Source organism: Nocardia sp. PLKS1-43, assembly GCF_059510335.1.
The window spans coordinates 1-25332 of the sequence record NZ_JCAJZQ010000022.1 but is presented as its reverse complement, the minus strand read 5'-3'; the positions used below and the strand labels follow the sequence as shown (position 1 = coordinate 25332).

Annotated in this window: 28 protein-coding genes; 13 read left to right on the top strand and 15 right to left on the bottom strand. The window is 67.6% G+C overall.

Going from position 1 to position 25332, the window contains the following annotated elements; all coding sequences use genetic code 11:
* Nucleotides 1–39: 39 nt before the first annotated feature.
* A complete protein-coding gene (locus AC5WS7_RS39315) occupies nucleotides 40–663 on the top strand; it encodes a TetR/AcrR family transcriptional regulator (RefSeq protein WP_495959742.1) in 624 nt (207 codons plus the stop codon).
* A 57-nt stretch (nucleotides 664–720) separates the two neighbouring features.
* On the opposite strand, the gene AC5WS7_RS39310 is transcribed toward AC5WS7_RS39315, so the two are convergent.
* Entirely contained in the window at nucleotides 721–1782 is a 1062-nt protein-coding gene (locus AC5WS7_RS39310) for a phosphotransferase family protein (RefSeq protein WP_495959741.1), read from the bottom strand.
* On the bottom strand, nucleotides 1779–2831 hold the full coding sequence (locus AC5WS7_RS39305; RefSeq protein ID WP_495959740.1) for a TIGR03857 family LLM class F420-dependent oxidoreductase: 1053 nt from the start codon (nucleotides 2829–2831) through the stop codon (nucleotides 1779–1781). The genes AC5WS7_RS39310 and AC5WS7_RS39305 overlap by 4 nt, the downstream gene beginning before the upstream one ends.
* Nucleotides 2832–3013: 182 nt before the next feature.
* Here AC5WS7_RS39305 and AC5WS7_RS39300 point away from each other — a divergent pair, with 182 nt between their 5' ends.
* Together AC5WS7_RS39300 and AC5WS7_RS39295 are read left to right on the top strand one after the other, a co-directional pair.
* Nucleotides 3014–4072, top strand: a complete 1059-nt coding sequence (locus AC5WS7_RS39300; RefSeq protein WP_495959739.1) for an NAD(P)H-dependent amine dehydrogenase family protein — start codon at nucleotides 3014–3016, stop codon at nucleotides 4070–4072.
* Nucleotides 4073–4269: 197 nt separating this feature from the next.
* Nucleotides 4270–5199 carry a DAPG hydrolase family protein gene (locus tag AC5WS7_RS39295; RefSeq protein WP_495959738.1) on the top strand — a complete coding sequence of 310 codons (930 nt, stop codon included), beginning with the start codon at nucleotides 4270–4272 and terminating at the stop codon, nucleotides 5197–5199.
* Here AC5WS7_RS39295 and mftR read toward each other — a convergent pair.
* A complete protein-coding gene (gene mftR, locus AC5WS7_RS39290; protein ID WP_495959737.1) occupies nucleotides 5193–5810 on the bottom strand; it encodes a mycofactocin system transcriptional regulator MftR in 618 nt (205 codons plus the stop codon). The two genes, AC5WS7_RS39295 and mftR, sit on opposite strands and share 7 nt — an antisense overlap.
* 96 nt (nucleotides 5811–5906) lie before the next feature.
* Here mftR and mftA point away from each other — a divergent pair, with 96 nt between their 5' ends.
* The 7 genes from mftA to mftF are packed head-to-tail and all read left to right on the top strand — an operon-like array spanning nucleotide 5907 to nucleotide 11614.
* Entirely contained in the window at nucleotides 5907–6035 is a 129-nt protein-coding gene (gene mftA, locus AC5WS7_RS39285) for a mycofactocin precursor MftA (protein ID WP_495959736.1), read from the top strand.
* Nucleotides 6025–6348: a mycofactocin biosynthesis chaperone MftB gene (mftB, locus tag AC5WS7_RS39280; protein ID WP_495959735.1), complete on the top strand. Its 324-nt coding sequence runs from the start codon at nucleotides 6025–6027 to the stop codon at nucleotides 6346–6348. The genes mftA and mftB overlap by 11 nt, the downstream gene beginning before the upstream one ends.
* Nucleotides 6345–7535, top strand: coding sequence for a mycofactocin radical SAM maturase (gene mftC, locus AC5WS7_RS39275; protein ID WP_495959734.1), 1191 nt, complete (start codon nucleotides 6345–6347; stop codon nucleotides 7533–7535). Before mftB ends, mftC begins: the two co-directional genes overlap by 4 nt.
* A gap of 15 nt (nucleotides 7536–7550) precedes the next feature.
* Nucleotides 7551–8726 carry a pre-mycofactocin synthase MftD gene (gene mftD, locus AC5WS7_RS39270; RefSeq protein ID WP_495959733.1) on the top strand — a complete coding sequence of 392 codons (1176 nt, stop codon included), beginning with the start codon at nucleotides 7551–7553 and terminating at the stop codon, nucleotides 8724–8726.
* A 2-nt stretch (nucleotides 8727–8728) separates the two neighbouring features.
* Nucleotides 8729–9382, top strand: a complete 654-nt coding sequence (mftE, locus tag AC5WS7_RS39265; protein ID WP_495959732.1) for a mycofactocin biosynthesis peptidyl-dipeptidase MftE — start codon at nucleotides 8729–8731, stop codon at nucleotides 9380–9382.
* Nucleotides 9369–10181, top strand: coding sequence for a mycofactocin-coupled SDR family oxidoreductase (locus AC5WS7_RS39260; RefSeq protein ID WP_495959731.1), 813 nt, complete (start codon nucleotides 9369–9371; stop codon nucleotides 10179–10181). Before mftE ends, AC5WS7_RS39260 begins: the two co-directional genes overlap by 14 nt.
* Nucleotides 10178–11614 (top strand): mycofactocin biosynthesis glycosyltransferase MftF, encoded by a 1437-nt coding sequence (mftF, locus tag AC5WS7_RS39255; RefSeq protein WP_495959730.1) that lies wholly within the window; start codon nucleotides 10178–10180, stop codon nucleotides 11612–11614. The genes AC5WS7_RS39260 and mftF overlap by 4 nt, the downstream gene beginning before the upstream one ends.
* A gap of 106 nt (nucleotides 11615–11720) precedes the next feature.
* Here the strand turns inward: mftF and AC5WS7_RS39250 are convergent, their stop codons facing one another.
* The 3 genes from AC5WS7_RS39250 to AC5WS7_RS39240 all read right to left on the bottom strand — a co-directional run bounded on the left by AC5WS7_RS39250 (nucleotide 11721) and on the right by AC5WS7_RS39240 (nucleotide 14552).
* Nucleotides 11721–12203, bottom strand: coding sequence for a hypothetical protein (locus tag AC5WS7_RS39250; protein ID WP_495959729.1), 483 nt, complete (start codon nucleotides 12201–12203; stop codon nucleotides 11721–11723).
* A gap of 668 nt (nucleotides 12204–12871) precedes the next feature.
* Nucleotides 12872–13858, bottom strand: a complete 987-nt coding sequence (locus AC5WS7_RS39245; RefSeq protein WP_495959728.1) for a small ribosomal subunit Rsm22 family protein — start codon at nucleotides 13856–13858, stop codon at nucleotides 12872–12874.
* An 82-nt stretch (nucleotides 13859–13940) separates the two neighbouring features.
* A complete protein-coding gene (locus tag AC5WS7_RS39240) occupies nucleotides 13941–14552 on the bottom strand; it encodes a TetR/AcrR family transcriptional regulator (protein WP_495959727.1) in 612 nt (203 codons plus the stop codon).
* Between the two features lie 100 nt (nucleotides 14553–14652).
* On the opposite strand from AC5WS7_RS39240, the gene AC5WS7_RS39235 reads away from it, so the two are divergent.
* Nucleotides 14653–15996: a cytochrome P450 gene (locus AC5WS7_RS39235; protein ID WP_495959726.1), complete on the top strand. Its 1344-nt coding sequence runs from the start codon at nucleotides 14653–14655 to the stop codon at nucleotides 15994–15996.
* A gap of 80 nt (nucleotides 15997–16076) precedes the next feature.
* Here the strand turns inward: AC5WS7_RS39235 and helR are convergent, their stop codons facing one another.
* The 3 genes from helR to AC5WS7_RS39220 form a co-directional block, all read right to left on the bottom strand.
* Nucleotides 16077–18266, bottom strand: coding sequence for an RNA polymerase recycling motor ATPase HelR (helR, locus tag AC5WS7_RS39230; RefSeq protein WP_495959725.1), 2190 nt, complete (start codon nucleotides 18264–18266; stop codon nucleotides 16077–16079).
* A 189-nt stretch (nucleotides 18267–18455) separates the two neighbouring features.
* Nucleotides 18456–18923, bottom strand: coding sequence for a carotenoid oxygenase family protein (locus AC5WS7_RS39225; protein WP_495959766.1), 468 nt, complete (start codon nucleotides 18921–18923; stop codon nucleotides 18456–18458).
* 183 nt (nucleotides 18924–19106) lie between these two features.
* A complete protein-coding gene (locus AC5WS7_RS39220) occupies nucleotides 19107–19700 on the bottom strand; it encodes a DUF3159 domain-containing protein (RefSeq protein ID WP_495959724.1) in 594 nt (197 codons plus the stop codon).
* Nucleotides 19701–19788: 88 nt separating this feature from the next.
* Between AC5WS7_RS39220 and AC5WS7_RS39215 the strand changes: the two genes are divergently transcribed.
* Together AC5WS7_RS39215 and AC5WS7_RS39210 are read left to right on the top strand one after the other, a co-directional pair.
* Nucleotides 19789–20316 (top strand): PadR family transcriptional regulator, encoded by a 528-nt coding sequence (locus AC5WS7_RS39215; protein ID WP_495959723.1) that lies wholly within the window; start codon nucleotides 19789–19791, stop codon nucleotides 20314–20316.
* Nucleotides 20317–20650: 334 nt separating this feature from the next.
* The gene (locus AC5WS7_RS39210) at nucleotides 20651–21526 is read left to right on the top strand and encodes an SAM-dependent methyltransferase (RefSeq protein WP_495959722.1); all 876 of its coding nucleotides are present in this window, start codon (nucleotides 20651–20653) and stop codon (nucleotides 21524–21526) included.
* 3 nt (nucleotides 21527–21529) lie between these two features.
* Here AC5WS7_RS39210 and AC5WS7_RS39205 read toward each other — a convergent pair whose 3' ends face one another.
* From AC5WS7_RS39205 to AC5WS7_RS39180, 6 genes are all read right to left on the bottom strand, one after another.
* Nucleotides 21530–22417: a phytanoyl-CoA dioxygenase family protein gene (locus AC5WS7_RS39205; protein ID WP_495959721.1), complete on the bottom strand. Its 888-nt coding sequence runs from the start codon at nucleotides 22415–22417 to the stop codon at nucleotides 21530–21532.
* A 117-nt stretch (nucleotides 22418–22534) separates the two neighbouring features.
* The gene (locus tag AC5WS7_RS39200) at nucleotides 22535–23191 is read right to left on the bottom strand and encodes a DUF6069 family protein (RefSeq protein ID WP_495959720.1); all 657 of its coding nucleotides are present in this window, start codon (nucleotides 23189–23191) and stop codon (nucleotides 22535–22537) included.
* 303 nt (nucleotides 23192–23494) lie between these two features.
* Complete coding sequence (locus AC5WS7_RS39195) at nucleotides 23495–23656, bottom strand: hypothetical protein (protein ID WP_495959719.1); 162 nt, start codon at nucleotides 23654–23656, stop codon at nucleotides 23495–23497.
* Complete coding sequence (locus AC5WS7_RS39190) at nucleotides 23653–23961, bottom strand: cytochrome C oxidase subunit IV family protein (protein WP_495959718.1); 309 nt, start codon at nucleotides 23959–23961, stop codon at nucleotides 23653–23655. The genes AC5WS7_RS39195 and AC5WS7_RS39190 overlap by 4 nt, the downstream gene beginning before the upstream one ends.
* A gap of 3 nt (nucleotides 23962–23964) precedes the next feature.
* A complete protein-coding gene (locus AC5WS7_RS39185; RefSeq protein ID WP_495959717.1) occupies nucleotides 23965–24567 on the bottom strand; it encodes a cytochrome c oxidase subunit 3 in 603 nt (200 codons plus the stop codon).
* Complete coding sequence (locus tag AC5WS7_RS39180) at nucleotides 24564–25331, bottom strand: hypothetical protein (protein ID WP_495959716.1); 768 nt, start codon at nucleotides 25329–25331, stop codon at nucleotides 24564–24566. The genes AC5WS7_RS39185 and AC5WS7_RS39180 overlap by 4 nt, the downstream gene beginning before the upstream one ends.
* Nucleotide 25332: the final 1 nt, after the last annotated feature.

Sequence of the window (25332 nt, the reverse complement as noted above, 5' to 3'; positions counted from 1 at the left end):
GATCCGCCTCGGCGGACCTTCGAGCCGGAAGCGGGGCGCGTGACCGAGGCACCGACGACACAGGTGGTGGACCGGTTGCTCGACGCGGCCCAGACGCTGCTGGCGCGCAAGGGAATTCGCGCCACCACGGTCAGCGAGGTGGCCGAGGAGGCCGGGGTGTCGCGGGCGTGGCTGTACCGGCACTTCCCGGACAAGGCGGCGCTGCTGGGCGCGGCGATCGTGCGCCTGAGCGACTCCTACTGGAGCGATGCCCGCACCGAGCTGGACACACTCGGCACCTTCGCCGAACAACTCGTCGCGGGCGTGCGGATCGGCCGCCACACCTACGACGATCCGGGCGCGCTCCCGCTGCGGCTGCGCATGACCGAACCAGAGGAGTTCGCCGCCTGCGCGGGCGCGGGCGTGTCGGGTCTGGTGCCGGACCTCGCCTCGTTCTGGCTGCCCTATGTCCAGGCCGCCGCCGCCCGCGGCGAGATCCACCCGCACCACGACCTGGCCGAGGTCGCCGAATGGGTGGCACGGGTCTTGATCTCCCTCGGCACCGTCCACGGCGAGACGATCGACGCGGACGATCCCGCCGCGGTATCGCGCCACATGCGCCGCTTCGTCCTGCCGGGTCTTCGGGCCGACCCGCTGCGCGAATCACCAACCGCCGCAGGCTAGTCCGGCACACTCTCGGACCACCTCACGCAGCCGAACACGACACGGCACCTGCCGAGATCAGCCCAGTGCGCCCGGGACGAGATCCTGGACGGCTGCGGCGCTGCGCGCGAGCATGGCGCGGAACATGCGGTCGCCGCGTTCGGTGGGCTGGGCTGCGCCGCAACCGAAGACGACGATCAGCGGAGCTTGGATGAGCGAGGCGGCGTAGTCACGGCGGCACTGGTCCAGTGTGTAACCGGTGACACCGTGCGCCAGCAGCGCCTCGTGATACTCGGCCAGCAGACCGTGTTCCGCGGCCCGCCGGTCGTCGACGGTGAGGCTGGTGGACAGCAGGAACGCGATGTCGCGCAACGGATGTCCGGTCGTGATGGTCTGCCAGTCGATGACGGTGACGGCGCCCTCGGGACCGAACATGATGTTGTCCACCCGCAGATCGCCGTGCAGCAGGGCGAAATGCTCGATCGGGGCGATCAGCCACTCCCCCGCGGTCGCCTCGAGCCAGTCCAGGAGTGCGGATTCCGGTCCGGTGAGCCGATCGGCGAACCGGTCCCGGAAGGCCGAAGTCATCGGGGCGAGAACCGATTCCATCAGTTCGCGATCCGCGTCGGTCGGCAGGGCCAGCCCGGGTTCGCGCAGCAGCGTCTCGTCACACCAGCGCGGGCCGTGCAGTCCGGCCGCCGCGACGGCGACCGCACGGGCCTGCGGCACCGTACATCCGGCGATCTGGTCGCCTTGTTCGGCGGGCGCGAGATCGTCCAGCAGCAAGAGGAATTCGCTGCCAGACTCGGACACCGCCGTGGCATGCGCGCGCGGCACCGGCACCCGGACCGTCGCCGCGAGGTCGCGATAGAAGCGCACCTCGTTGCGAAACGCGCCGGATCCGAACTCGCGCTGCTCCTTCGGGCCGGTCGCGAGCTTGGCGACCATCCGGTCCGGAAGCCGGGACTCACCCCGGTACCCGAGGCCGAGCCGGAAGGACCCCGCCATCTGACCCGACCCGATCGGCGTGGCGGTAACGGATTTCACGACGACGTCATGGCCCGCGTCGCGCAACACGGCGGTGAGCCGCTCGGGGGTGAGTTCGGTCGCGGCCGTGGGGATATCGCCGTAATCCATCATCGAATCTCCTCGGCATCGCCGCGATAGGCCGCGACGATCGGCTGCAATTCCCGCGGCGCGGCGCCGTGCAGGATGACCCGGTCCGCTCCCAGGTCGAATTCGGCGCGCACGCGGGCGGCGCAGGCCTCCGGGGATCCCGTCGCCGATGCGGCCAGCCATTCGTCCGGAATCAGTTCCGCGATCCGCTCGATCTGCTCGTCGGTGGCCTTGGCGTCGATCGCACCCGGAATCGAGGTGACCGCCGGATCGCTGCGAAAGCGTTCCAGCACAGCCGGATCCCAGCGATTCGTCCGGACCAGCAGATCGCCATACCCCTGCAGATACGAGGCCAGGCGCGCGACGGTCTTGCGCAGCCGGACCGGTTCGGGCAGATGATCGCCCACGGTCGCCAGGCAGGACCACACCCGGACATCGGCGGGATCGCGACCGGCGCGTTCGGCCGCGGTTTTCACCGTGTCGACACAGCGGCGCAGGGTTTCGGGCGTGAAGTAGGTGTGCAGGATGACGTCGTCGAATGAACGCCCGCCCAGGGCAAGGCTTTTCGGTCCGAAGGCGACCAGGCCGAGCCGGATGTCCTCGTCCATGTCCGGGTCCAGCACCAGGACCGGGAACCGGCCCATCGGACCCTCGTGACCGATGATGGTCTCGCCGCGCCACAATCGGCGCATCACCTGCGCCCAATCCGCCATCTGCGCCGTGGTCACCGGCGGCACCCCGAAGGCGGCTTGCACGGGCGCGATGCCGCGGCCGATGCCGAGGGTGAACCGGCCACCGGACAGGCGATGCATCGTGGTCGCCCACGATGCGGTGACGAGCGGATGCCGGGTGTTGTGATTGGTTGCGGCCGTGGCGATCCGCATGCGTTCGGTGACCGCGCACGCCGCCCCGACGAGGGAGGCGGCCTCCTTGATATTCCATCGCTCGGAGATGAACGCGGTGCCGAACCCCATCTCCTCCCCCGTCCGCGCCTCCTCGATCAGCGCGCCGGGCCCGCTGCCGCCCGCACCCGCGAGCAGATAGTAACCGAGTTGGTCGAGCGAGCCGGCCATGTCACACCGCCGCCCACATATCCGCGGCAACGCCGCTCACCTGCACGACTCCGCAACCCAGCCGTTTCATGCGGGTGACCGTAGCACAACGCCGAACACATTTATAGACACCAGTCCAGACGATAGGCTGGCCACGCGGAAGAGAATTTCACTCGGTGAGTTGTCACCACGAAGGAGGGCTCATGCTCAGGGTTGTGCAGTGGGCGACCGGCGGCGTCGGCAAGGCCGCCATCGAGGCCGTGCTGCGGCATCCGGAACTCGAACTCGCCGGATGCTACGTCCATTCCGAGGACAAGAACGGCAAGGACGTCGGGGAGATCCTGGGCATCGACCCGCTCGGTGTGGCCGCGTCGAACGACGTCGACGCGATCCTGGCGCTGGACGCCGACGCGGTGGTCTACTCCCCGCTGGTGCCGAATCCCGAGGAGGTCACGCGAATCCTGCGCTCCGGCAAGAACATTGTGACGCCGGTGGGCTGGTTCTATCCGGGTGAACGCGATGCCGCGCTCGCGCAGGCAGCCGCGGACGCCGGAGTCACCCTGCACGGCACCGGCATCAATCCCGGCGGCACCACCGACCTGCATCCGCTGGTGCTCTCGTCGATGTCCTCGGCGGTCACCTTCGTACGCGCGGAGGAGTTCTCCGATATGCGTACCTACAACGCGCCCGATGTGCTGCGCTGGGTGATGGGCTTCGGCGGCACCCCGGACGAGGCGTACAAGAGCCCGATGCTGGGCCTGCTGTCCGGCGGATTCACCCAATCGGTGCGCATGTGCCTGGACACACTCGGTTTCGCCGAAGCGACGATCGGCACCTCGCACGAGGTCGCCGTCGCGACCGCGCCGATCGACTCGCCGCTGGGCGTCATAGAGCCGGGAAAGGTTGCCGCCCAGCGGTTTCAGTGGGATGCGACGATCGGCGACAAGGTGGTGGTGCGGATCGCGGTCAACTGGCTGATGGGCGAGGAGAACCTCGAACCGGCCTGGGAGTTCGGCCCGCAGGGTGAACGCTACGAGATCGAAATCCTCGGCGACCCGGACACATTCGTGGTCATCCACGGCTGGCAGCCCGCGAGCGTCGCGGAGGGCCTGCGCCGCAATCCCGGCATCGTGGCCACGGCGAACCACTGCGTCAATTCGATTCCCTATGTCTGCGCCGCCGAGCCCGGCATCAGAACCTTCCTCGAACTGCCGTTGATCGCCGGACGCGCACACCCCGATCTGGCTGCCACCCCACGCTGACGCCCACGCATCTCCCCCATGGCGAGGGTGGTCTCGGGCCCACCGGGCATCAGCACACTCCGAACAGCGTCACGGTGTCGGTAGACCGCTGAGCGGCCGATTGTGATGCATCCCAACCGATCCGGGCGAAGCCTGCCACCTGCCCAGGATCGAGCGAGCCGCACGCGCTCGCGACCGGTCCGGGTTATCTTCACCCGATGGTGCGCAGTGTGAGACTTTCCCGTCGCGCCGCCCTGCTCTCGGGCGGCGCGGCAGCGGGTGCGTTGGCGGTCGGGCCGTGGACGCGAGCGGTCGCACGGGCCGATCAGCCGACGTGCCCGCCCCGCTATCCGGGATATTCCGCACAGGATTGGGCAAAGCCGTTCTCGCGCTTCATGTCCGCCCACACACTTCCGGCACCCGATCCGGTTCGGGCGGCCTTCGCCGGACCACCCGTCCCGGCCGCGAGCATCCCCGACTTCACCGGACTCACCCGCGAACTCGCACCGACGGGCTACTCACCGATCGAGACCGGCTACGGGCAGACCGCGACCGGAATCTCTTGGGTCGCATGCCATACCGAGATGCCCCGGGTGACCGCCCGGATGTGGGACTGGTGGTTCGGCTGGCACTCGAACGATTCGGCCCGCTATAAACTGTGGCATCCGGACGCGCACATGTACGCCTCGATCGCCGTCGACAAAACAGCCGCACCGGTGCCCGATCGCGCCAGATACGTCGGCAACATCTCCTACGTCGACGAGTACATCGGCCCGAAACTCCAGCAGCTCGCGATCCGCTTCGACGACCCGGTCGGGCACGGATTCACCGTCCCCGACGGACACACCGTCGTATTCGGACGGGTCGGCAGTTCGGTCGCGCCCGTGGATCTGGGCCGGCTCGCCCACCAGGTCCGGCCCGTGCCCGGCGGCGTGGAGATGCGCAGCCGGTTCTACCTGAATCTGTACGGATTGCACGTGCCCGACGCTCGACAAGCGTTGTGCGCCACCGCACGTGGGACATCGGTCGATCCGCGCGATGTGGTGCTGGGCGTGGACGTCGCGCGAAATCTGTTGATGCACTGCGGTCAGGAGATGCACCACCTGTCCCGCTTCCTGCCCGAACTCTACGAGGCGTTCGGTCACTGACCGGCCGAATCGCCCACGCCCGCAGCGAGATACGCCTTCAACGCCGACAACGTCGCGGCCAGCAACGCCTCCAGCGACGAGTCGGCATCCTCGAGCCACTGTTCGTAGGCGCTCAGCGCGAGCGCGAGGGTCACCTGTCCGGCGGTGCGCGGCAACAGATCTCCCGGATCCAGCTCGAACCGCCGCGCCACGAAATTCGTGATCACCGCGCGCCACTGCTGATAGCGCAGCACCGAATGCGCTTGCAGCGCAGGGGTGGCCAGGATCAAATGCATCCGCTGCCGATGTGAGGCGACCACGCCGGGATCGAGCCGGTTGAATTCGATGACCGCCCGCTGCACCGCCTCGTGCACCGGCACATCCTCGGGCATATCGTCCAGATGCCGCGCCAGATGCACGAGGCTGGCGTCGAACTGTCCCCAGGGAATGTCGTTCTTGGACTTGTAGTAGCGGAACAGCGTCCGGCGGCCGACCCCGACCGCCGCGGCGATGTCGTCCAGGGACGTCGCGTCGAAACCGCGCTCGGCGAACAGGCGGAAGGCCACCGCCTCGATCGCGCCGTGATCGGTGGCCGGGGGCCTGCCCGGTGATTTGCGCACTCGATCGCTCACCTGAGCGAAGTTAGCAGAATTCGCCGAATCCCTTCCATTATGACCTCCGGTGCCATTATTATCCGGATCACATATTCAGCACTCCGAAGGAGAGTCATGAGCGAGCACAACCGCACCGAATACGGCACGGCCGCCCAGCAGGCCCAGGCCGAGGTCCAGCTCGACCCCGCCGCCGACAGCCTCGTCGAGGACGTCTCGATCGATGGCATGTGCGGTGTCTACTGACCCGAACGAGAACGCTTGTGCCGACGGATCATTCGATGCCCGCTCGGCGTGGCAGCTCGCCCCGACGGTCTCGCTTCGCGGCGAGCCCTTCGGGGCCCTGGCCTACGATTTCCACACGCGCAAGCTCTCGTTTCTGAAGTCGGTGCAGCTGGTCGGCGTCGTCGAACAGCTCGCCGAATGCCCCTCCGCACTGTCCGCGATCGACCGCGCCGGTGTTCCGGCGAATGAGCAGCAACGGTATGTGTCCGCGCTCGCCGCCCTGGCGCGCAGCAAGATGATCACCCCTCGACCGCCGGAGGCCCGCACGCCATGACGACCATGCTTCCCGACCCCGCACCCGTCCCCCGGCTCATCGAGCAGTTCGAACGCGGCCTCAACGCCCCGATCTGCCTGACCTGGGAGCTGACCTACGCCTGCAATCTGGCCTGCGTGCACTGCCTGTCCTCCTCCGGACGGCGCGACCCGCGCGAGCTGAGCACCGAACAGTGCAAGGCCGTCATCGACGAGCTGCAGCGCATGCAGGTGTTCTACGTCAACATCGGCGGCGGCGAGCCCACTGTCCGCAGTGACTTCTGGGAGTTGCTCGACTACGCCGTCTCGCACGACGTCGGCGTCAAATTCTCCACCAACGGTGTGCGCCTGACCCCCGAGCGCGCCGCGAGACTCGCCGCCACCGACTACGTGGACGTGCAGATCTCCCTCGACGGCGCGACCGCGGAGGTCAACGACGCGGTCCGCGGCCCCGGATCGTTCGATATGGCCACTCGCGCATTGCAGAACCTGGCCGACGCCGGATTCCGGGACGCGAAGATCTCGGTCGTGGTGACCAGGCACAACGTCAACCAGCTGGACGAATTCCAGGCGCTGGCCGACCGCTACGGCGCCACGCTGCGGCTGACCCGGCTGCGCCCGTCCGGCCGCGGCGCGGACACCTGGGACGAACTGCACCCCACCGCCGCGGATCAGCGCGTGCTCTACGACTGGCTGATGGCCAACGGCGAATCCGTGCTCACCGGCGATTCGTTCTTCCACCTGGCCGCCTTCGGCGAATCGCTGCCGGGGCTGAACCTGTGCGGCGCCGGGCGGGTGGTGTGCCTGATCGATCCGGTCGGGGACGTCTACGCCTGCCCGTTCGCCATCCACGACACCTTCAAGGCGGGCAACCTGCTCACCGACGGCGGATTCGCCAGTGTCTGGCGGGAATCCGCGCTGTTCGCCGAGCTGCGCGCACCCACCGGCGGCGGCGCGTGCGCCTCCTGCAACTTCTACGATTCCTGCCGCGGCGGTTGTATGGCGGCCAAATTCTTCACCGGTCTGCCGCTGGACGGCCCGGATCCCGAATGCGTACAGGGATACGGTGAATCGCTGCTGGCGGGCCGGCCCCCGGGCAAGACGCCCAAACCGTCGCAGGACCACTCTCGAACCGGCAAGAAGCGGGAGGTATCGCTCGGTATGCCCATCAGCATGCCCAGCCGCGCCTGCTCCGAAAGCCCCATCTAGACAAGGATTTCCGCAATGCCCCGCAATGCCTGGTTCGAGACCGTGGCCGAAGCACAGCGCCGCGCTCGCAAACGTCTGCCGAAATCCGTGTACAGCGCGCTGCTGGCCGGTTCCGAGGCCGGCGTGTCCTACGACGACAACACCGCCGCGTTCCGCGAACTCGGCTTCGCACCGCACGTGGCGGGGCTGTCGGACACCCGTGAGCTGTCCACCACCGTTCTGGGACAGGACATTTCGCTGCCGGTGATCATCTCTCCCACCGGCGTGCAGGCCGTGCACCCCGACGGCGAGGTCGCCGTCGCCCGCGCGGCCGCGGCCCGCGGCACCGCGATGGGACTGAGTTCCTTTGCCAGCAAACCGCTTTCGGACGTGCTGGAGGCGAATCCGGCGACGTTCTTCCAGTCGTACTGGATGGGCGACCGCGAGACCATGTCCCGCCGCCTGCGCGAGGCCCGCGAGGCCGGGGCGAAGGGCCTGATCGCGACGCTGGACTGGTCGTTCTCCAACGGCCGTGACTGGGGTTCGCCCACCATCCCCGAGAAGCTCGATTTCAAGGCGATGCGCCAGAACGCGCTGAGCGTGCTGGCCCGGCCGCGCTGGGCCTACGAATTCGCCAAGGCCCGAACGATTCCCGATCTGACCACGCCGAATCTCGCCGCGCCCGGGGAGAAAGCGCCCACCTTCTTCGGCGCCTACTACGAGTGGATGCAGACGCCGCTGGCCACCTGGGACGACATCGCCTGGATGCGCAAGGAGTGGGACGGGCCGTTCATGCTCAAGGGCATCTGCCGCGTCGACGACGCCCGGCGCGCCGTCGACGCCGGGGTCACCGCGATCTCGGTGTCCAACCACGGCGGCAACAACCTGGACAGCACTCCGGCCCCGATCCGGTGCCTGCCGGCCATCTCCGGCGCGGTCGGCGATCAGGTCGAGATCGTGCTGGACGGCGGAATCCGGCGCGGCAGCGATGTGGTCAAGGCGGTCGCCCTGGGCGCTCGCGCGGTGATGATCGGGCGCGCGTACCTGTGGGGCTTGGCCGCCAACGGGCAGGCCGGTGTGGAGAACGTGCTCGACATCCTGCGGGGCGGAATCGATTCCGCGCTGCTGGGCCTGGGCAAATCCTCCATTCACGAGCTCACCCCCGAGGACGTCATCGTGCAGCCGGGATTCACCCGGACGCTCGGCGGCTGAGGATGTTCCCGCTCGCCGCCGCGCGCTATCCGGACCTGCCCGAGCGCCCGCGCGTGCTCGTGCCGGTCGGCGCGACCGAGCAGCACGGCCCGCATCTGCCGCTGTCCACCGACACCGTCATCGCGACCGCGGTCGCGCAGCGGGTTGGCGAGCTGACCGGCAGTTGGGTGGCCCCGGCGATCGCGTTCGGCGCGAGCGGTGAGCATCAGGGATTCCCCGGGGTGTTCTCGGTCGGCACGCGGGTGCTGACCGAGATGATCATCGAACTCACCCGTTCACTGACCCTGTGGGCGGGTGAGATCGTCTTCGTCAACGGGCACGGCGGTAACGTTGGCGCGTTGCGCACAGCCGTGGAAACCCTTCGCGCACAAGGACACGACGTGCGGTGGCTGCCGTGCGCCGTCCCCGGTGACGCGCACGCCGGATATACCGAGACCTCGATCATGCTGCATCTCGCCCCCGGAGATGTCGCACCGACCGAGGCCGTCGCGGGGAATGTGGAGCCACTGCCGGAACTCATGGACCGGCTGCGGCGCAACGGAGTTCGTGCGGTGTCGCCCAACGGCGTACTCGGCGATCCGGCCGGCGCGAGCGCGCGGGCGGGTGCGGAACTGGTCGATCGGATGGTGCGGAGAATTGTCGATGAGCTTCGATAACCCGCCGGTGCGGGTCGCCTTCGTCACCGGAGCCGCGCGCGGCGTCGGCGCGGCGACGGTGCGTGAGCTGCTGCGCCGCGGCTGCCACGTGGCCGCGATCGATGCCTGTGGCACCGGGCCCGCCTCCGCCGGGGTGCGGTATTCGCTTGCTTCCCAGGCGGATTTGGCCGCGGTGGCGGCGACCGATCCGGAGCGGGTCCTGCCGGTGGTCTGCGATGTGCGTGAGCCCGAACAGCTTCGGGCCGCCGTCGCGCAGACGCTGTCCAGGTTCGGACGGCTGGACGCGGCCGTCGCCGCGGCCGGGATCATCGCCGGCGGGCAGACGCAGTGGCAGACGCCGGAATCCGAGGTGCGCGCACTACTCGAGGTGAACGCGCTGGGTGTGTGGAACACCGCCGCCGCAACGGTTCCGGTCATGCTGGCCGGGCCAAATCCCGCCGGATGCCGGTTCGTCGCGGTCGCCTCGGCGGCGGGCGAGCGGGGCTTGTTCCATCTGGCCGGTTATGCCGCGAGCAAGCACGCGGTCATCGGGATCGTGCGGGGCCTGTCGGCCGATCTGGTCGGCACCGGAATGTCGGCGGTCGCGGTTTCGCCCGGCGCCACCCGGACCGAGATGCTCACCGCCACCGCCGCTCTCTACGACGACATCGGCGATCCGGCCGAACTCGCCGCGCACCAGGGTCTTCGGCGCGTCCTGGAACCCGAGGAGATCGCCGCGACCATCGCCTTCTGCTGTTCGGCCGAGGGCGCGGTGTTGAACGGATCCGTGGTGCGCGCGGAAGGGGGCTTCGGCACGTGAGCGGCTCGGCCTGGCTCGCCGTGGGCACCGTTGTCCGGCTCGACGCGACCGTCCGCCGGTTCGCCGAGGGACAATTGCTGTTCGGCGGTAGCCCGACCAGGCTGTTGAAGGTACGGCCCGCTGCTGCCGCAATCCTCGGTGACACCGGGGAATTCACCGTTTCCGACGCGGTGACGGCGAATCTGGCCGGCGCACTGCTCGGACTAGGGCTCGCGCAGATCGCCTCCGCCGGTGAGCCGGCGCCGCTCGATCAGCTCACCGTCGTTGTGCCGGTGCACGATTCGCCCCGCGCTCTGCGACGTCTGCTGGCGGGCCTGACCGGGGTGCGGGTCGTGGTCGTCGACGACGCCTCCCCGGACCCGCTCGCACATGCCGAGGTCGCGAAGGAGTTCGACGCCACGCTCGTGCGGCTGGATGTCAATGCCGGTCCAGCAGCCGCACGCAATGCCGGACTCCGCACTGTCACAACACCTTTCGTCGCGTTCTGCGATGCGGACACGGTGCTGGCCGCCGGCGAGCTCGAGCGCCTGCTGCTCCAGTTCGCCGACGCGCGCGTGGCCGCGGTCGCCCCGCGCATCCTCGGCTTGGCGGATCCCGACGCGAACTGGATCACCCGCTACGAGAGTTCCCGATCCTCCCTGGACTTGGGCCCCGTTTCCGCTGTCGTACAACCACTTTCCCGGGTCGGCTGGGTCCCGGCGGCCTGCCTGATCGCCCGCGCGCAAGCACTCGGCACCGGCTTCGACGAATCCATGCGCCTCGGCGAGGATGTGGATCTGATCTGGCGCCTGTGCCGCGACGACTCACTCGTACGCTATGTCGCCGACGTGACCGTCCGGCACGAACACCGCCGCACCCCCGGTCCCTGGCTCACCCGCAAATACCTCTACGGCACCAGTGCCGCCCCCCTCGCCGACCGTCACGGCGCGAACGTCGCACCAGCGGTGCTGCCCTCCGCGCTCGCGCTCTCCGCGATCGGGCTCCTGCTGCAGAACCGTTGGGCCACACTGTTGTCGGTCCTCGGGTTCCTCGCCCACGCCAGGCATATCCGGCAACGGCTTCGCCGCATCGAGGCCCCGCCCCGGCTGCACGCCGTACTCACCGCGCGCGCCGCCACCGACACCCTCGGGCAGATATCAGCGCTGCTGCTGCGCCACTGGTTCCCGATAACCGTTCTGGCACTGCCGTTCTCCCGCCGGGTCCGGCGGGCCACCGCCGCCGCGATCGTCGTCGACGCCGTCGCGCAGCTGCGCTCGCGGCCGGCGGCCGGCAATCCCGTGCCCCACCTGCTGGCCCACCTGCTGGCCCACCTGCTGGCCCGCCGTCTCGACGACGCCGCCTACGGACTGGGCGTCTGGCGTGGCGCTCTGCGCCAGCGTTCCCCCGAATGCCTTCTCCCCCACATCACTCGACCTCGGCGCAAGACCGCGTAGCGTCCCCGCAGGCGGCGAGGAGCGCCCGGGTCCCCGGGAGGAAAGAACCCGGACGTTCCACCGCATCAACCGATTACGCCGCGCTGGGCGGGCGCGAGGTCGACGATCAGGCCGTGGCCTTCAGCACGGCACTCAGCGTTTTGGCGTCGCCCTGGATCTTCTTCAGCGTGTCAGCGGCCTTGTCGCCGTCCAGGCTGTCCTTCTTCTTGGCATCGGAGAGTTCGTCCTCGAACTTCTTGTACGCGTCCTTGGCCTTCGAGGGCACCGCGGACTCGTTGTCCTTCAGCGCATCGATGTCCTTGTCGAGCTTCTTGCTCAGGTCGTCCGCGTCCTTGGCGTCCTGGATCGAGTCCAGCACCTTCTGGATCTTCGCGACGGACGCCTTCTTGTCCTTGTCATTGTCGTCGTCCTTCTTGTCGCCGTCCTTGTCGGAGTGCGGTCCGGGGATGTTGAAGGTGAACGAGCCGGTCGGCGGAGCCGGCGTCGTCGTCGTGTCGGCGGTGGCGACGGCCATGCCGCCGAGCGCGGGCGCCGCGATGGCGGCGGCAGCGGTGAACGAGACCAGCATCCGTCGGGAGATTACGGTCATCAGCGAGGTCAACTCCTTGTTTTGCGGTTTCGGTGAGGTGTCGCCGGAAATTCGTCGAGCTCATTCGAATTACCGACAACAGCACCGAAAGGTAGGGGACCGACTCGGAATCTTTCAATTCGCCAGAAATTCGCGAACAGGCAGTTTCCCGATCTTTTGCCCCGCTTTCGCCGAGCGTCATTTGTGAATTAAACAGACCGACTCGAGAAGTTCACCATCTCGTCAACCGATCCGAATACCCCCTCCGACCCGGCCGAACTCTGCCACCGAGCACACCGCGCCATTAGCGCACCAGCCGTCACAATGTCAATTGCCTCGGCTTATCACGAACCGATCACACGCAGCTGTGAACGGCATATGCGCAGGTCATGCGCACTAAATCCGGCCACAGGCTACCTGAACGGCGCCCGCAACAAGTTTGAAGTCGCATCCGAATCCCCCGCCCGCAGAACGGCCACAATTCTTTTCCATTCGGCAAAATACCGGCACATCGCCGCGACTCGCTCCGGCGTTACATCCACTCCCGCGATTGAACCAGCAGTTAGCTCCGCCGCTGAAATCGAAGCTGAACAACGGCGCGGAAAAACGCCACACCCGCACTTTATCGGTCGAGTGTCCAATGAAAATTGGTCGATAGTCCAGCTTCCGCGAACAGCGCGCGTCGGCAATCAATCCGGGGAACCGGGCGGCCACGCGTCGCCCCACTGCACGTCTCGGGCACGACGATATGTCTCGCCCTGCCGCTTGGAGACGAGCGTCGAGACGACGCCCTCGTCGGCACCGCACACCTGGAGCGTGACCAATCCCTTGCGCTTGAGCGGATGGCGCAGGATGCGGCCGCGGGCGCGCGGGCGCGCGACGCGGGAGGCGATGACGTAGGAGAACTTCTCGTCCTCGTGGCCGAGTTCGCCGCCTTTGAGCCTGCGGTGCAAGGAGGTTCGGTTGACGCGGGCGCTGAAGTGGCACCAGTCCGCGCCCTCGGCGAGGGGACAGGCCGCCTGGTGCGGGCAAGGGGCAACGACCCCGAGCCCGGCGGCGATGAGAGTGTCGCGAGCGCCGAGAATGCGGCGATGACCGTCGGGCGTTCCCGGCTCGATGACGAGCACCACCTCCGCGGCCTCGCCCGCCCGCGCGACCACCGCCGCCTGATCCACGGCCGAAAGTTCGCTCAGCACATAGGAAATGGCAGCCAGGTCCACTCGATCAGCGGTCCGCGGATCTGTGACCATGCCCCGATGCCAGGCCGCGGAACGGACCACGGCCTCGGCGGACCCGCCGGCCAGACGGCGTCCGAGTCGCAGTGCCTCCTCCACCTGATCCAGTACGACGGCCTCGGTCAAGGAAGCGAACGCGTCCGCCGCCGCCCACAGCGCCGCACCCGTGCCACCGCCGATATCGAGGAAGGAGCGCGGCCGGAAATCGGGGGCCAGCTCACGAAACTGCCCGAGCGCGCCGCGGACCGCCGCCCAGGTCGCGGGCATACGGTAGGCCGCATAGGCGGTCACGTCGGCGGGCGAACCGAGAATCGGCGCCGCGGCCGGACGCGGATCCCGATAGCGGGAGATCAATCGATCGACCGAGGCGGCCAACTGCCGCTCGGGAACTCCCGCACACGCCCGTTCGAGCCCCTCGACGAGTTCGACAGGCAGATCCACCCCGAATATCCCTTCATATGTGCTGGCCGGACCGCCATTCTGTCAGGCGGCGCCCGCGGGCTCGGCACATGGCCCGGTCGATTCAGCGATACAGACCGCACAGCGCGCGGCAGGCCGCCTCGACGATCTCCTCGGAGGTCGCCTCGATGGCTCCGTCCAGCCAGGCGGTGATGAGTTCGGCCATCCCGCCGATGAACAGCAGGCCGGAGGTTTCGTCGGCGATCCGGCTGCGGCCCGAGTCGCCGAGCCAGGAGCGCACGTCGACCGCGGACTGGTGGGCCAGATGACGAAGCAATTCGGTACGCCTGCGCCGCAATTCGGGAATCGCGACCGATTCGACGATCGCGACCCGGCCCTTGCGCGGGTCCGCGACCAGCAGTCGCACGAACGCGCTGATCGAGGCCCGCATGCGGGCTTCCGGATCGTCCCCGGCCGCGTCGACGGCGCTGCGACTGTTCTCCTCGATTTCGATCGCGATCGCGTTCAGCACGGCTTCGAGCAGGGCGTCGAGCCCGGTGAAACTCTCGTAGAAGTAACGCTCGCTCAATCCGGCCTCGGCGCACACGGCGGTCATCGTGGTCCGGGTCGCCGGATCCGCCCACACCGTCAGCCCCGCCTCGAGCAGGCGTGACCGGCGTTCGGAGGCCCGTTCGGCGGCGGTCGCTCCGCGATAGACCCCTGATTGCACGGCCATGGCCCCAGCATGCCACAGCGAATTCGACACCAAGGTTGACAGGATGCTCTTCCTGAATCAGGCTTGGCGTGAGCGGCATCACAGAAAGCGGAGGTAGGCGATGACGGCCGACACTCTCGAGACCAGACCGATTCCGACCCTGCGGCGGGAGGACCGCGGCCTACCGGTGCTCGGGACGCTGCTGGAGTACACGAAAAATCCACTGGCCGTGTTCCAGCGCGAATGGGATCACTACGGTCAGGTCGCGCCGATGTACTCGCTCGGGCGGACCTCGGCGCTGCTGCTCGGCGCGGACGCATGCGGCGCGGCGCTGACGAACAAGGACGGCGCCCTGGCCAACGGACCGGCCTGGTCGCGGCTGGTCGGACCGTTCTTCCACGGCGGGCTCATGCTCATCGACTTCGACGAGCACAAGCGGCATCGCCGGATCCTGCAGCAGGCGTTCACCCGCCCCCGCCTCCAGGCGTATACCGAGCGTCTGCACCCGGCCATCGAAAAGGGCGTCGCGCACTGGGACGAGAGCGAATCGTTCCCCTCGTACTGGAAGCTCAAGCAGCTGACCCTGGACATCGCCGCGGATCTGTTCATGGGCGGCGCCGCCGATACCAGTCCGGCCCAGATGGAGCGGATCAACAAGGCGTTCATCGCGTGTGTGCAGGCCGCCACCGGGATCGTGCGCGGCAACGTGCCGTTCACTCGCTGGGGCAGGGCCTATCAGGGCCGCAAGTTGCTGGAGGATTTCCTGCGGCACTATCTGCCGGCCAGGCGGGCCGAGGAGACCGACGACATCTTCTCGGTGCTGTGCCACATCGAGGACGAGGACGGCGCCCGGTTCACCGACGACGACGTGGTGAATCACATGATCTTCCTGATGATGGCCGCGCACGACACCTCCACCATCACCACCTCCACGATCCTGCAGTATCTCGGCCAGCATCCGCGGTGGCAGGAACGTTGCCGCGCCGAGGCGCTGGCGCTGGGCCCGGCTCCGTCGATGCTCGAACTCGAGGGCCTGGAATCGATCGACCTGGTCATGCGCGAGGCGCTGCGGCTGCGCGCGCCCGTCCCGGTCCTGGTCCGGCACGCGGTGAAAGACACTGTGATCCAAGGGGTTCGGATTCCGGCCGGGATGGATGTGGTGGTCGGCATCCAGTTCACCCACCTGATGCCGCAGTACTGGACCGATCCGCACACCTTCGATCCCGATCGCTTCGGTCCCGAACGTCGCGAGGACAAATCCCACCGCTTCGCCTGGGAGCCCTTCGGCGGCGGCGCACACAAATGTCTCGGCATGCATTTCGGTGGGCTGGAAGTGAAGTCGATCATGCACCGCCTGCTGCGCGACTACCACTGGAGCGTCGCTCCGGACTATGTCGCGCCGATCGACTACCACTCCCTGCCGTTCCCCAGCGACGGGCTGCCCATCACCTTCACCCGCAACTGAGGTTCGCCGCTCCCCCGGCCGGACAGGACCCCCGCCTCCGTCGAATACCGCGCGGCGAAGGTCCTGTGCGGCGGCCGACGCTACCTCGACCCGCTCGCGACCCGGGCCGGGCCGGTGAGCCCGGCCAGTGCGGCCGGCAGCGGCTCCCGGTGCAGTACGCCGAGACGCTGGGTGGCGCGGGTCAGCGCGACGTACAGTTCGGCCGCGCCGCGCGGGCCGTCGGCGAGGATTCGTGCCGGCTCGACCACGAGCACGGCGTCGAACTCCAGCCCCTTGGCCTGCGACGGGGTCACCGCGCCGGGCACCTCCGGCGGTCCGATGACGATGCTGGTTCCCTCGCGCCCGGCTTCCTCGCGGACGAATTCCGCTATGACCGAGGCCAATTCGTCCGAATCGACCTGCCGCGCCCACGGCTGCACCCCGCAAGCGCGCACCGACTCCGGCGGCCGGACATCGGGCGCGAAGTCCGCCAGCAGCGCGGCGGCAACGCTCATGATCTCCGCCGGAGTGCGGTAGTTCACCGACAACGACCGATAGGCCCAGCGACCCGGGACATACGGGGCGAGCATCGCATCCCAGGAACGCGCGCCCGCGGGCGAACGTCGTTGCGCCAGATCGCCGACCACCGTGAAGGACTTGCCCGGACAACGGCGCATCAGCACCCGCCAATCCATCTCCGACAGTTCCTGCGCCTCGTCGACCACGACGTGCCGGTAGGTCCAATCCCGGTCTGCCGCAGCGCGTTCGGCCAGTTCACGAGTATCGCGTTCGATGAAGCGCTCGGCCAGGTCCTCCGCGTAGAGCAGATCGGTGGCGTACAGATGGTCCTCGTCGTCCATCGAATCCTCCCGGCCGATCATGAGTTCCAATACGCCCGAGGCATATTCGGCGTGCGCGCGACGATCGCGCCCGGCCGAGTCGTCCTTCGGTTCGGGCGGGCCCAGCAGATCGACCAATTCGTCCAGCAACGGTACGTCCGACACGGTCCAGGCCGCGCCGTCCGCGCGCCACAGCGCCTCGTCCGCGCCTGCGGCGCAGAGCCTTTCGCAGGAGCTGTACAGCGAGGCCAGCAGTTCCTCCGGTGCGAGGATCGGCCAGAGTTCGTCCAGCGCGGCGAGATATCCGCGATTGTCCGCGAGTTCGGCGAGCAGATCACCACGCAGTTGCTCCCAGGCTTCGCGATCCCCGCGAGTCAACCAGCCCTTGCCGATCCGGGCGATCGCGCGTTCGGTGAGCACCCATTCGACGATCTCCCGGAACACCCGGCGCGCCTGGTTGTGCGGCAATCCGCTCTCGCGGGCCTCCTGGATCGCCCACTGCGCGGTCTCGGCATCGATCCGCACCGTCACATCGGTCAGCTCGATCGTGATCGGATCCCGCGGCGGCCGCTGCCGGTCGGCGATCGCGGCGGCGAGCACGTCCAGGATCCGCAGCGAACCCTTGAGTTGGGCGGCGGCCGGTGTGTCCTCGGCGGTGACGTGCAGACCGGGCACCAGATCGCCGGTCGTGGTGAACACCACATCGGATTCGCCCAGCGACGGCAGCACCCGGCCGATGTGGTTCAGGAACGCCGAATTGGGCCCGACCACCAGCACACCGTGGCGTTCGATCTGCTCGCGCTGGGTGTAGAGCAGATAGGCGACGCGATGCAGCGCGACGACGGTCTTGCCGGTTCCCGGTCCGCCCTCGATCACCAGCACACCCGCGTGGTCGAGCCGGATGATCTCGTCCTGTTCGGCCTGGATCGTGGCCACGATATCGCGCATACCCGCACCGCGCGGTGCGTCGACGGCCGCGAGCAGCGCCGCATCGCCCCGCTCCCCCGCACCGGGCCGCCCGAACACCTCGTCGGTGAATTCGACCAGTTGCCTTCCGCGAGTGAGGAATTGCCGACGACGACGCATATTCTCCGGAGTCGCCGCGGTGGCGACGTAGAACGCCCGCGACGCGGGCGCGCGCCAATCCAGCAGCACGGGTTCATAGTCGTTGTCCGGGTCGAGCAGACCGATCCGCCCGATGTAGGCGCGTTCGCCCGATACGGTGTCCAATCGGCCGAAACACAGTTTGTTGTCCGCCACGTCCAGTCGTTTCACCTGGGTGGCGAGGGTGCGCACCTCCACGTCCCGGTCCATCGGGGACAACCCGTTTGCACGTAACGCCGCGCTGTAGCGCCGCTTGGTCTGCGCACGTTCGGCATCCAGGCGCGCGTACAGCCCGTCCACATATTCCCGTTCGGCTCGCAATTCCTCGTCGTACCCCTGTGCCGCCACACGCCCCTCGCTTTCCTGACCCGACTACCTGCGGATAGTCGCCTCGGCCAGCGATTGTGCAGCATGAACGGGGCCTTGCCGCAAGCCCCGGTATGCGCTATACAATAAATACGGGAAAGAAATGGGATAGCCCCCTTTTTCATCCATGAATCGCGCGACCCAAAGTCGGCCTGCGATACGGAATTTCGATCACAACACTCCACACTGCCGTGGTGATCGGCGAATCCCCTTCTCGGACAGATACTTCCGCACCTCCTGGCCGAGCGAACCGAAGCGGCACCGAGCGGCGCGGCGCTGTCCACCACGGCCCGGCACGCTCTCGGGATTCGTAGCCTCGCGCACCGGGCGACCGGCCGCCCGCGAACGCGGCAGGCCGACCGGCGTGTGTCGATCCTCACGCGGCCTCGGGCGGCACCGCACCGAACACGAGCGCCGGACCATCCGGCAGCCAGTTACCGTGGAATCCCGCGGGCATCCGCTGCGCGGATCAATCTCCGCCACCGGTCCCGCGGCCAGATCCCCGGCGTCGAGAACGACCGGATCGCTGCGATCGGTCGCCGGATCGTATACGTAGGACAGTAGCCGGCCCGGACCACCGGGCCGGTCGTCGGCCGGGGCGAACGACGCCTCGGACGGATCGCACCCGCACGGCAGCACACAACTGGTCCTGGGTCCGTTGCGCAGATACCACCCGCTCAGCTCGGGCGGGATGGCGCCGGACACCGGCAGCTCGGTCGCGCCTGAGTTCGGTGGTGACCGCGGCGGAACCGCCCAGCAGGTGTGGAGCCGTGGTGGTCATCGAAACAACTTCCTGCACAGGTGAATTCGGGACGGGGCAGGTTACCGGACGGCCGACGGGTTCGCCGCGGCCCGGGCAGCGGCCTGCGCCCGCGCGGTGTAGCGCAGGGTGAACAGCGCCGGGATCGCGAACGCGGCGACCTGCACCACGGTGCGCGGCGTATCGGTGTGCGCCAGGGTCGCCAACAGGACGCAGCCGACGGTGAAGCTCGCCGCCCAGACTCCGGTGATGATGTAGTTGACCCGGATGAAAGCCGGGGTCGACCACAGCTCCGGCGGGGTGGACTGCTTGGCGATCGGCATCGTGAACGGCGTGCGGAGCAGCAGGGAGATTCCCGCGACGACCATCAGCACACCGCTCGAGATCGCCGGTGAGTACGGGTGCAGCGGGGTGTTCGGATCGACGAAGGCCAGGATCGTCAGGGCGATGAAGAATGCGGCCGAGCCGAGGTCGATAACCATCCCGGCCACTGCGCGACCGGCTCTGACCAGGCGGAATATCTCGATCAGCGACAGGCACGCCGCGATCAGCGCGGCCCACTGCCAGTAGTGCGAGGGCACGACCGCGTACACGATCCAGGGGGCGAAGGTGCGCAGGAAGGACATGGATGTCTCCGGATATTTCGTAACGGACATGTTGTTTGCGGATATTCCGGTACCGGAATGCGAGTCCATCCTGATATTCCGGACCCGACATGTCAACCCCGTAATGTAGGCTGCGGTCATGAGCCTCAGACACGCCCTGCTCGGTCTGCTGGCGGACCGCCCCGCCAGCGGCTACGACCTGCTGCAACGGTTCGCCGGATCGCTCGCGAACGTCTGGTCCGCATCGCAGACCCAGGTCTACACAGAGCTGACGAAACTCGCCGGCGAGGGTTTGATCTCCGCCTCGCAGGAGGGCCCGCGGCGGCGCAAGGAGTACGAACTCACCCCGGCGGGCGATGCCGAACTCCGGGAGTGGCTACGTGCGGCCCCCACCCGCCCGCCCGCCCGCAACGACATGCTCCTGCGCGTGTTCTTCCTGGGCCGCCTCCCCCCTCAGGAGGCCCTGGATCATCTGACCGCCATCGAGGAGCGCGCTCGCGACCAGTACGAGGACCTGGTAGCTCTGGAGAGGTCGACCGAATGGTCCGGCAACGACTTCTCCGAGTACGGCCGGCTCGCCCTGGAGTGGGGCCAGCGCTACTGGGCGATGAATCAGGAATGGGCGCGGTGGGCCCGCAAGCAGATCGTCGCCCGGCAGCGCGCCTAGCCGACCGGAATGCCCTGTGCCATCGGAACTTCCGAGGATGCTTCCATCTGGACGAGGACATCCTTCCGGCCGTAGAATGGTGGGCGGTACCACGCTGACCTCACTACGACCTGCCGGGATGGCCTCCCCGCAGCCATCATCTTCGGCGGGAAACGGTTCCCGCGCTTCGATTATTCGAATCATTCACGGAGACAAGTAGTTTCCGGCTCATTCGGCTTCGCCGCGCGCCCCGCGATCGCACCGAAGCCCGTGCGCCCGGGACTTCTCGACCCGAATCACCGGGCCGTATACCGAGCCGAACACTCCCCCGGACCACAGATCGTGGAGACTCGCCATGACATCGGAAATCGAAGAGTACCAAGGGGCTTCACCGGATGCGGTCCGGCAGCACTACGACGTGGGCACCGAATTCTATCGGCTCTGGCTCGACACCGGCCTGACCTATTCGTGCGCGCTGTGGGCCGAAGGGGACGATCTGGACCGCGCACAGCGCCGCAAACTCGACTACCTCATCGAGCAGGCCTGCATCACCGGCGCCGAGAAGGTACTCGATATCGGCTGCGGCTGGGGCAGCCTGGCCCGCGCGATCGCCGATCGGCATCCACGCGCCCGCATCACCGGTCTCACCCTCAGCCACGACCAATACGACTATGCCCGAACACATCCCGCGAGCCGGTTCGAGGTCCGCCTGGAGCATTGGAATGCCCACCGGCCGGACGAGCCGTACGACGCGATCTTCTGTGTCGGCGCGCTGGAACACTTCGTGCGATTCGGATTGTCGCGCGGGGAACGCACCGACGCCTACCGCGCATTCTTCGCGCACTGCCACAGCCTCCTGCATCCGGGCGGAGCGCTGGTGATCCAGACGATCGGCAAGGGCAACCGGCCGCTGGGGCCGGATTCGCTCGCCGACGCGCAGTTCCTGGCGAACGAGATATTCCCGGAATCCGAGCCCCCGCGCCTGGCCGAACTCGGCCACGCCGCGGAGAAACTCTTCGAATTCCGTTCGCTGGTCAATCACCGCCTCGATTACGCGCGAACCTGCACGGAATGGCTGCGGCGTCTGCGGGCGCGGCGCGCCGCGGCGGAGCGGATCGCCGGGGCCACCGTCACCGAGGCCTACGAACGATATCTCGAGGCCTCGGCCAAGCAGTTCGACGCCGAGCATCTCGTGCTGTACCGCATCGCACTGTGCAAGGTGCCCCAGTGACCGTCACATCTCGGCTGAATCCTCGTGAGCCAGTACTCTTTTGGGGTGCATGCCGTCGACCGCGCCCATGAACGGCGGATGGATGCTGTATCCCAGCATCCGGCGCATATCCTCGGACACCGCTTGCGCGGTCTGCCGGCCGACGCCCAGCGTGTACGCCTCCTGCGGCCGGAGCCAAGGCTCGCAGTACTGCACGGTCAGCCCCAGACGCGCTGCGCCCGAACGGTTCTCACCCCCACCGTGCCACAGCGTGCCCAGATAACAGGCGCACGATCCGGCCGGCATCCGCGCGACGACCCGGATATCGGACGGTGCGGGCTGCCGTTCGCCGTCCCAGCGGTGACTGCCGGGCAACAGCACCGTGCCGCCGTTGTCCTCGGTGAACTCGTCGATCGCCCACATCGTCGCCACACTGAGTGCCGGACGTGGCCGGGGCACCGGGTAGAAACCGTCGTCGTGATGCGGCAACTGGGCCCGCTCACCGGGCAGGATTTCGATCGCCTGCAATTGGGAGAGCAGATAATTCGGCAGCAACAGCCGGTCGAGCAGGGCCAGTACCCGGGGATGTTCGGCGAGCGCGTCGCAGGCCCGGGTCTTGTCGACCAGGTTGTACGCCCGCCGGGTCCGCTCACCCTCGAAGGTATTTCGCCCGCTCCGGCCCAGCAGCGGCGTCAGCGCGGTGCGCAGGCGCTCACAGTCCGCGGCGGTGAGCAGGTTTTCCCAGATGACGTAGCCGTCCCGCTCGACCGCGGCCAGATCCGCCTCGGCCACCGCGGCATCGACCGTCCCGGTCGCGCTGACCGTCGCCGGATGCCGTCGGGCCAGATCGACCCGCAGATCGTCCAGGCCGGTGATCACAGCGACGGAATCCGGAGGAGGTGGGGAGTTCACGGGTTACCCCTCACGCAGTGCGGACGAACCGATCGGCCCACATCATTGTGAATTCCGTTGCCCCCGTTGCGCAAGACACTCGTTGCCGGGCGGCGCGAACCTGCCGCCCGGCCGAGTTCATCGGTATACGAGGCTCTTCGCGCCCACCATCCGCACCAGGCTGAGAATCGGCAGGCCGATCACCAGATGTTCGATCGCCGTGGAGATTCCGACCCACACGTCCTCGGACAGGACCAACGGAATGACCACCGCCGCAGCGGTGAGGATTCCGACGATCCAGGTGAAGAACAACCCCGGCGTGGGGGTGCCCATGCGCAGCAGATACCACAGGGCGCCCGCGAGTACCGCGCACAGGAAGGCCACCACCGCGAACCAGTACGCGTCCTGGGCCATCGGATTCCACACGCCGAATTTCCCGCTCTGCGTGACTCGGGTGGCGATGACCTGGATGATCCACGCGCACAACCACGCCGCGAGCGCGGTCACGACCGCCGCGGCCAGCACGCCCCCGATGAATTTGCCGGGGTCGAGTTCGGGCCCCTGCCGCTGCCGGGGACGCCGATCCGGATACTCCGCGTACTCCGCGTATTCCGGCCGAGGATCGCGATACTCGGGCGGGCGATTCGGATATTCGGGTTGCGGATATCCATACCCGGGCTGCTGCGGGGCGTCGTATCCGCGATCCCTTCCGTAGCCGGGCTCACGATAATTGCCCGGCTGATAGCCGGGCTCGTACCGTGCCGTGTGCTGGTCGCGCGGATCCCTGGGATTCAACCGCCGATCACCTCCGTAGAATGCATCCGTGTGCGTCGAGTGTAGGGCCTGTTCCAACTCGCCGCTGAGCACTTCGGCCCATTGTCGAGCGTCTGCACACACCACCTCGGGGCAACAGTTGTGACGGTGACGCCGAACCTTGTTCTCGCATACCGAATACGGGACGGATATTCGCGGCGTCGTGAAAACTGCGTACCCACTTTCGCGGCGCCGACACATTTCCGGCGAATACGATCTCGCTCAGGCCGGTTGACGCACTGAACTGGCCGTATGCACGGCATACTAGGCGTCGGCAGAATCCGGTCAACCGTCCAGCAAGCGGAATCCGAGCAGGCGGCGCTGGTCGGTGAGGTCCAGCACGATGTCCCGAACCAGACCATGCGCGGCGGCGAGGGTGCGAAATTCTTCGCGCCGGCGTTCTCGGCCGCCGTACATCACAAGGCGAATGCGAGCGGGCGCGGTCACCGGTAGAGGTTGATTCCCAGCAGGGCAGCCCAGAGCACGACCACCCAGACGTCGGTGCCGACACGCAGCCATCGGGGTGCGGTGCGCACCTCCATGAAGTGCCGGACGATCAAGCGGGACTTGAGCATTCCGAGGGCGGCGATGACGCTCACGAGAACGCTGTCCGATACGGATCCGTCGCCCCGGTTCTCGGGGGTCAGACACCACGCGAGAACGGTGATCGCCACGAGCACGAGCCATACGAGGGCGAGAGTGCGCATTTCCGGTCGCGACCGGCGGACGAGTGCGGTGGTCTGGGAGCTCACGGGTCACCTCATGAGATAGAGAATGGCGAAGATGACGACCCAGAGCAGGTCCACCATATGCCAGTAGGTCGCGCCCTGCTCGACCATATGCGGTCGCCGCAGAGCCGGATTCCGCAACTCGCGCACGACGATTCCGAGGATCAGCAGTCCCAGGACGAGATGGGCGAGATGGATACCGGTCAGGACGAAGTAGAAGCTGAAGAATTCTTCGGAAACGGTGTGGCCGTGCGTGATCTCCTGCTGCCACTCGAAGGCCTTGAGCGCCACGAACAGCACGCCGCAGGCACCCGCCGCCCATATCAGCCGTTCCGCCGAGCGGGCGGCCCCGCGCCGGACCTGTTGCACCGCCATCGCCACGAACATCGAACTGGTCAGCAGCACAACCGTATTCGCGACACCCACAGCCAGGCTCAGATGCCGCTGCGCCTCGGCGAACCGATCGAGCGAGCGGTCCCGGAACACCATGTAGACGATGAAATAGCAGCCGAAGAAGAACAGGTCCCCCAGCACCAGAACCCACATGTCCAGGTCGCCGGGAACTCGGCCCGGGACCGGGGACGCCGATTCCTCCGACGCCTCGGACGCCTCTGCGTCGGATATCGTCATCGCAGGTCCTCCCGAGCGTAAAGCGCTGGCGTACCGTCTTTTTCGGCACGTCCCGCGTTCCACATGATGAGTAGCAGACAGCCGACCCAGATCCCGAAGATCACCACCGCGATATAGAACGTGATCATCCCGTTCCAGGCGAACGCCCCGGCGTGGAACACCCACATCTGGGTGGCGAGCACCTCGGTGACGATCTGCCAGACCGAGATGTAGGCGAACCATTTGGGAAATATGCGGTTTCGGTCATAGAGAATGGCGATGGCGATCACGGCGTAGGCCGCGGTGAAACATCCCAGGGAGCCGTTGTAGGACAGCATGCCCAGGTCGTAGAGCAGATGCAGAATCCGCGGCTCGCGGTCCGGCCGGAATGTCGCGGTCAGCCAGCAGACCAGCAGCACGTGAAATCCGGGAATGGCGCCCACCCCCATACTGGCGATATAGGCGTAGGACAGCACCGATCCCGAGGACATCCGCTTCATGAAATATCCGATGATGCCGTTGGAGATCGCCGCGCCCCCGGCGATCACCAGCAGTATCGCGAAACCCGTTCGAATCGTCGTGTGGTGCTGGTCGAACCACTGTGCCACTTGGATATCGGTGACATCCGGGCGCGGCGGCGGCGTGGCCCGGCCCATGAACACCACTCCGGCCGACAGCGCGCCATAGAACGCCGCGAAGATCCAATAGCTGAGGTAGACGTCCGGGCGCATGCCGCGGGCGGGCGTCGCGCTCTCGGCCGCATCGCCCGAGGCGGTGGGAGTCACG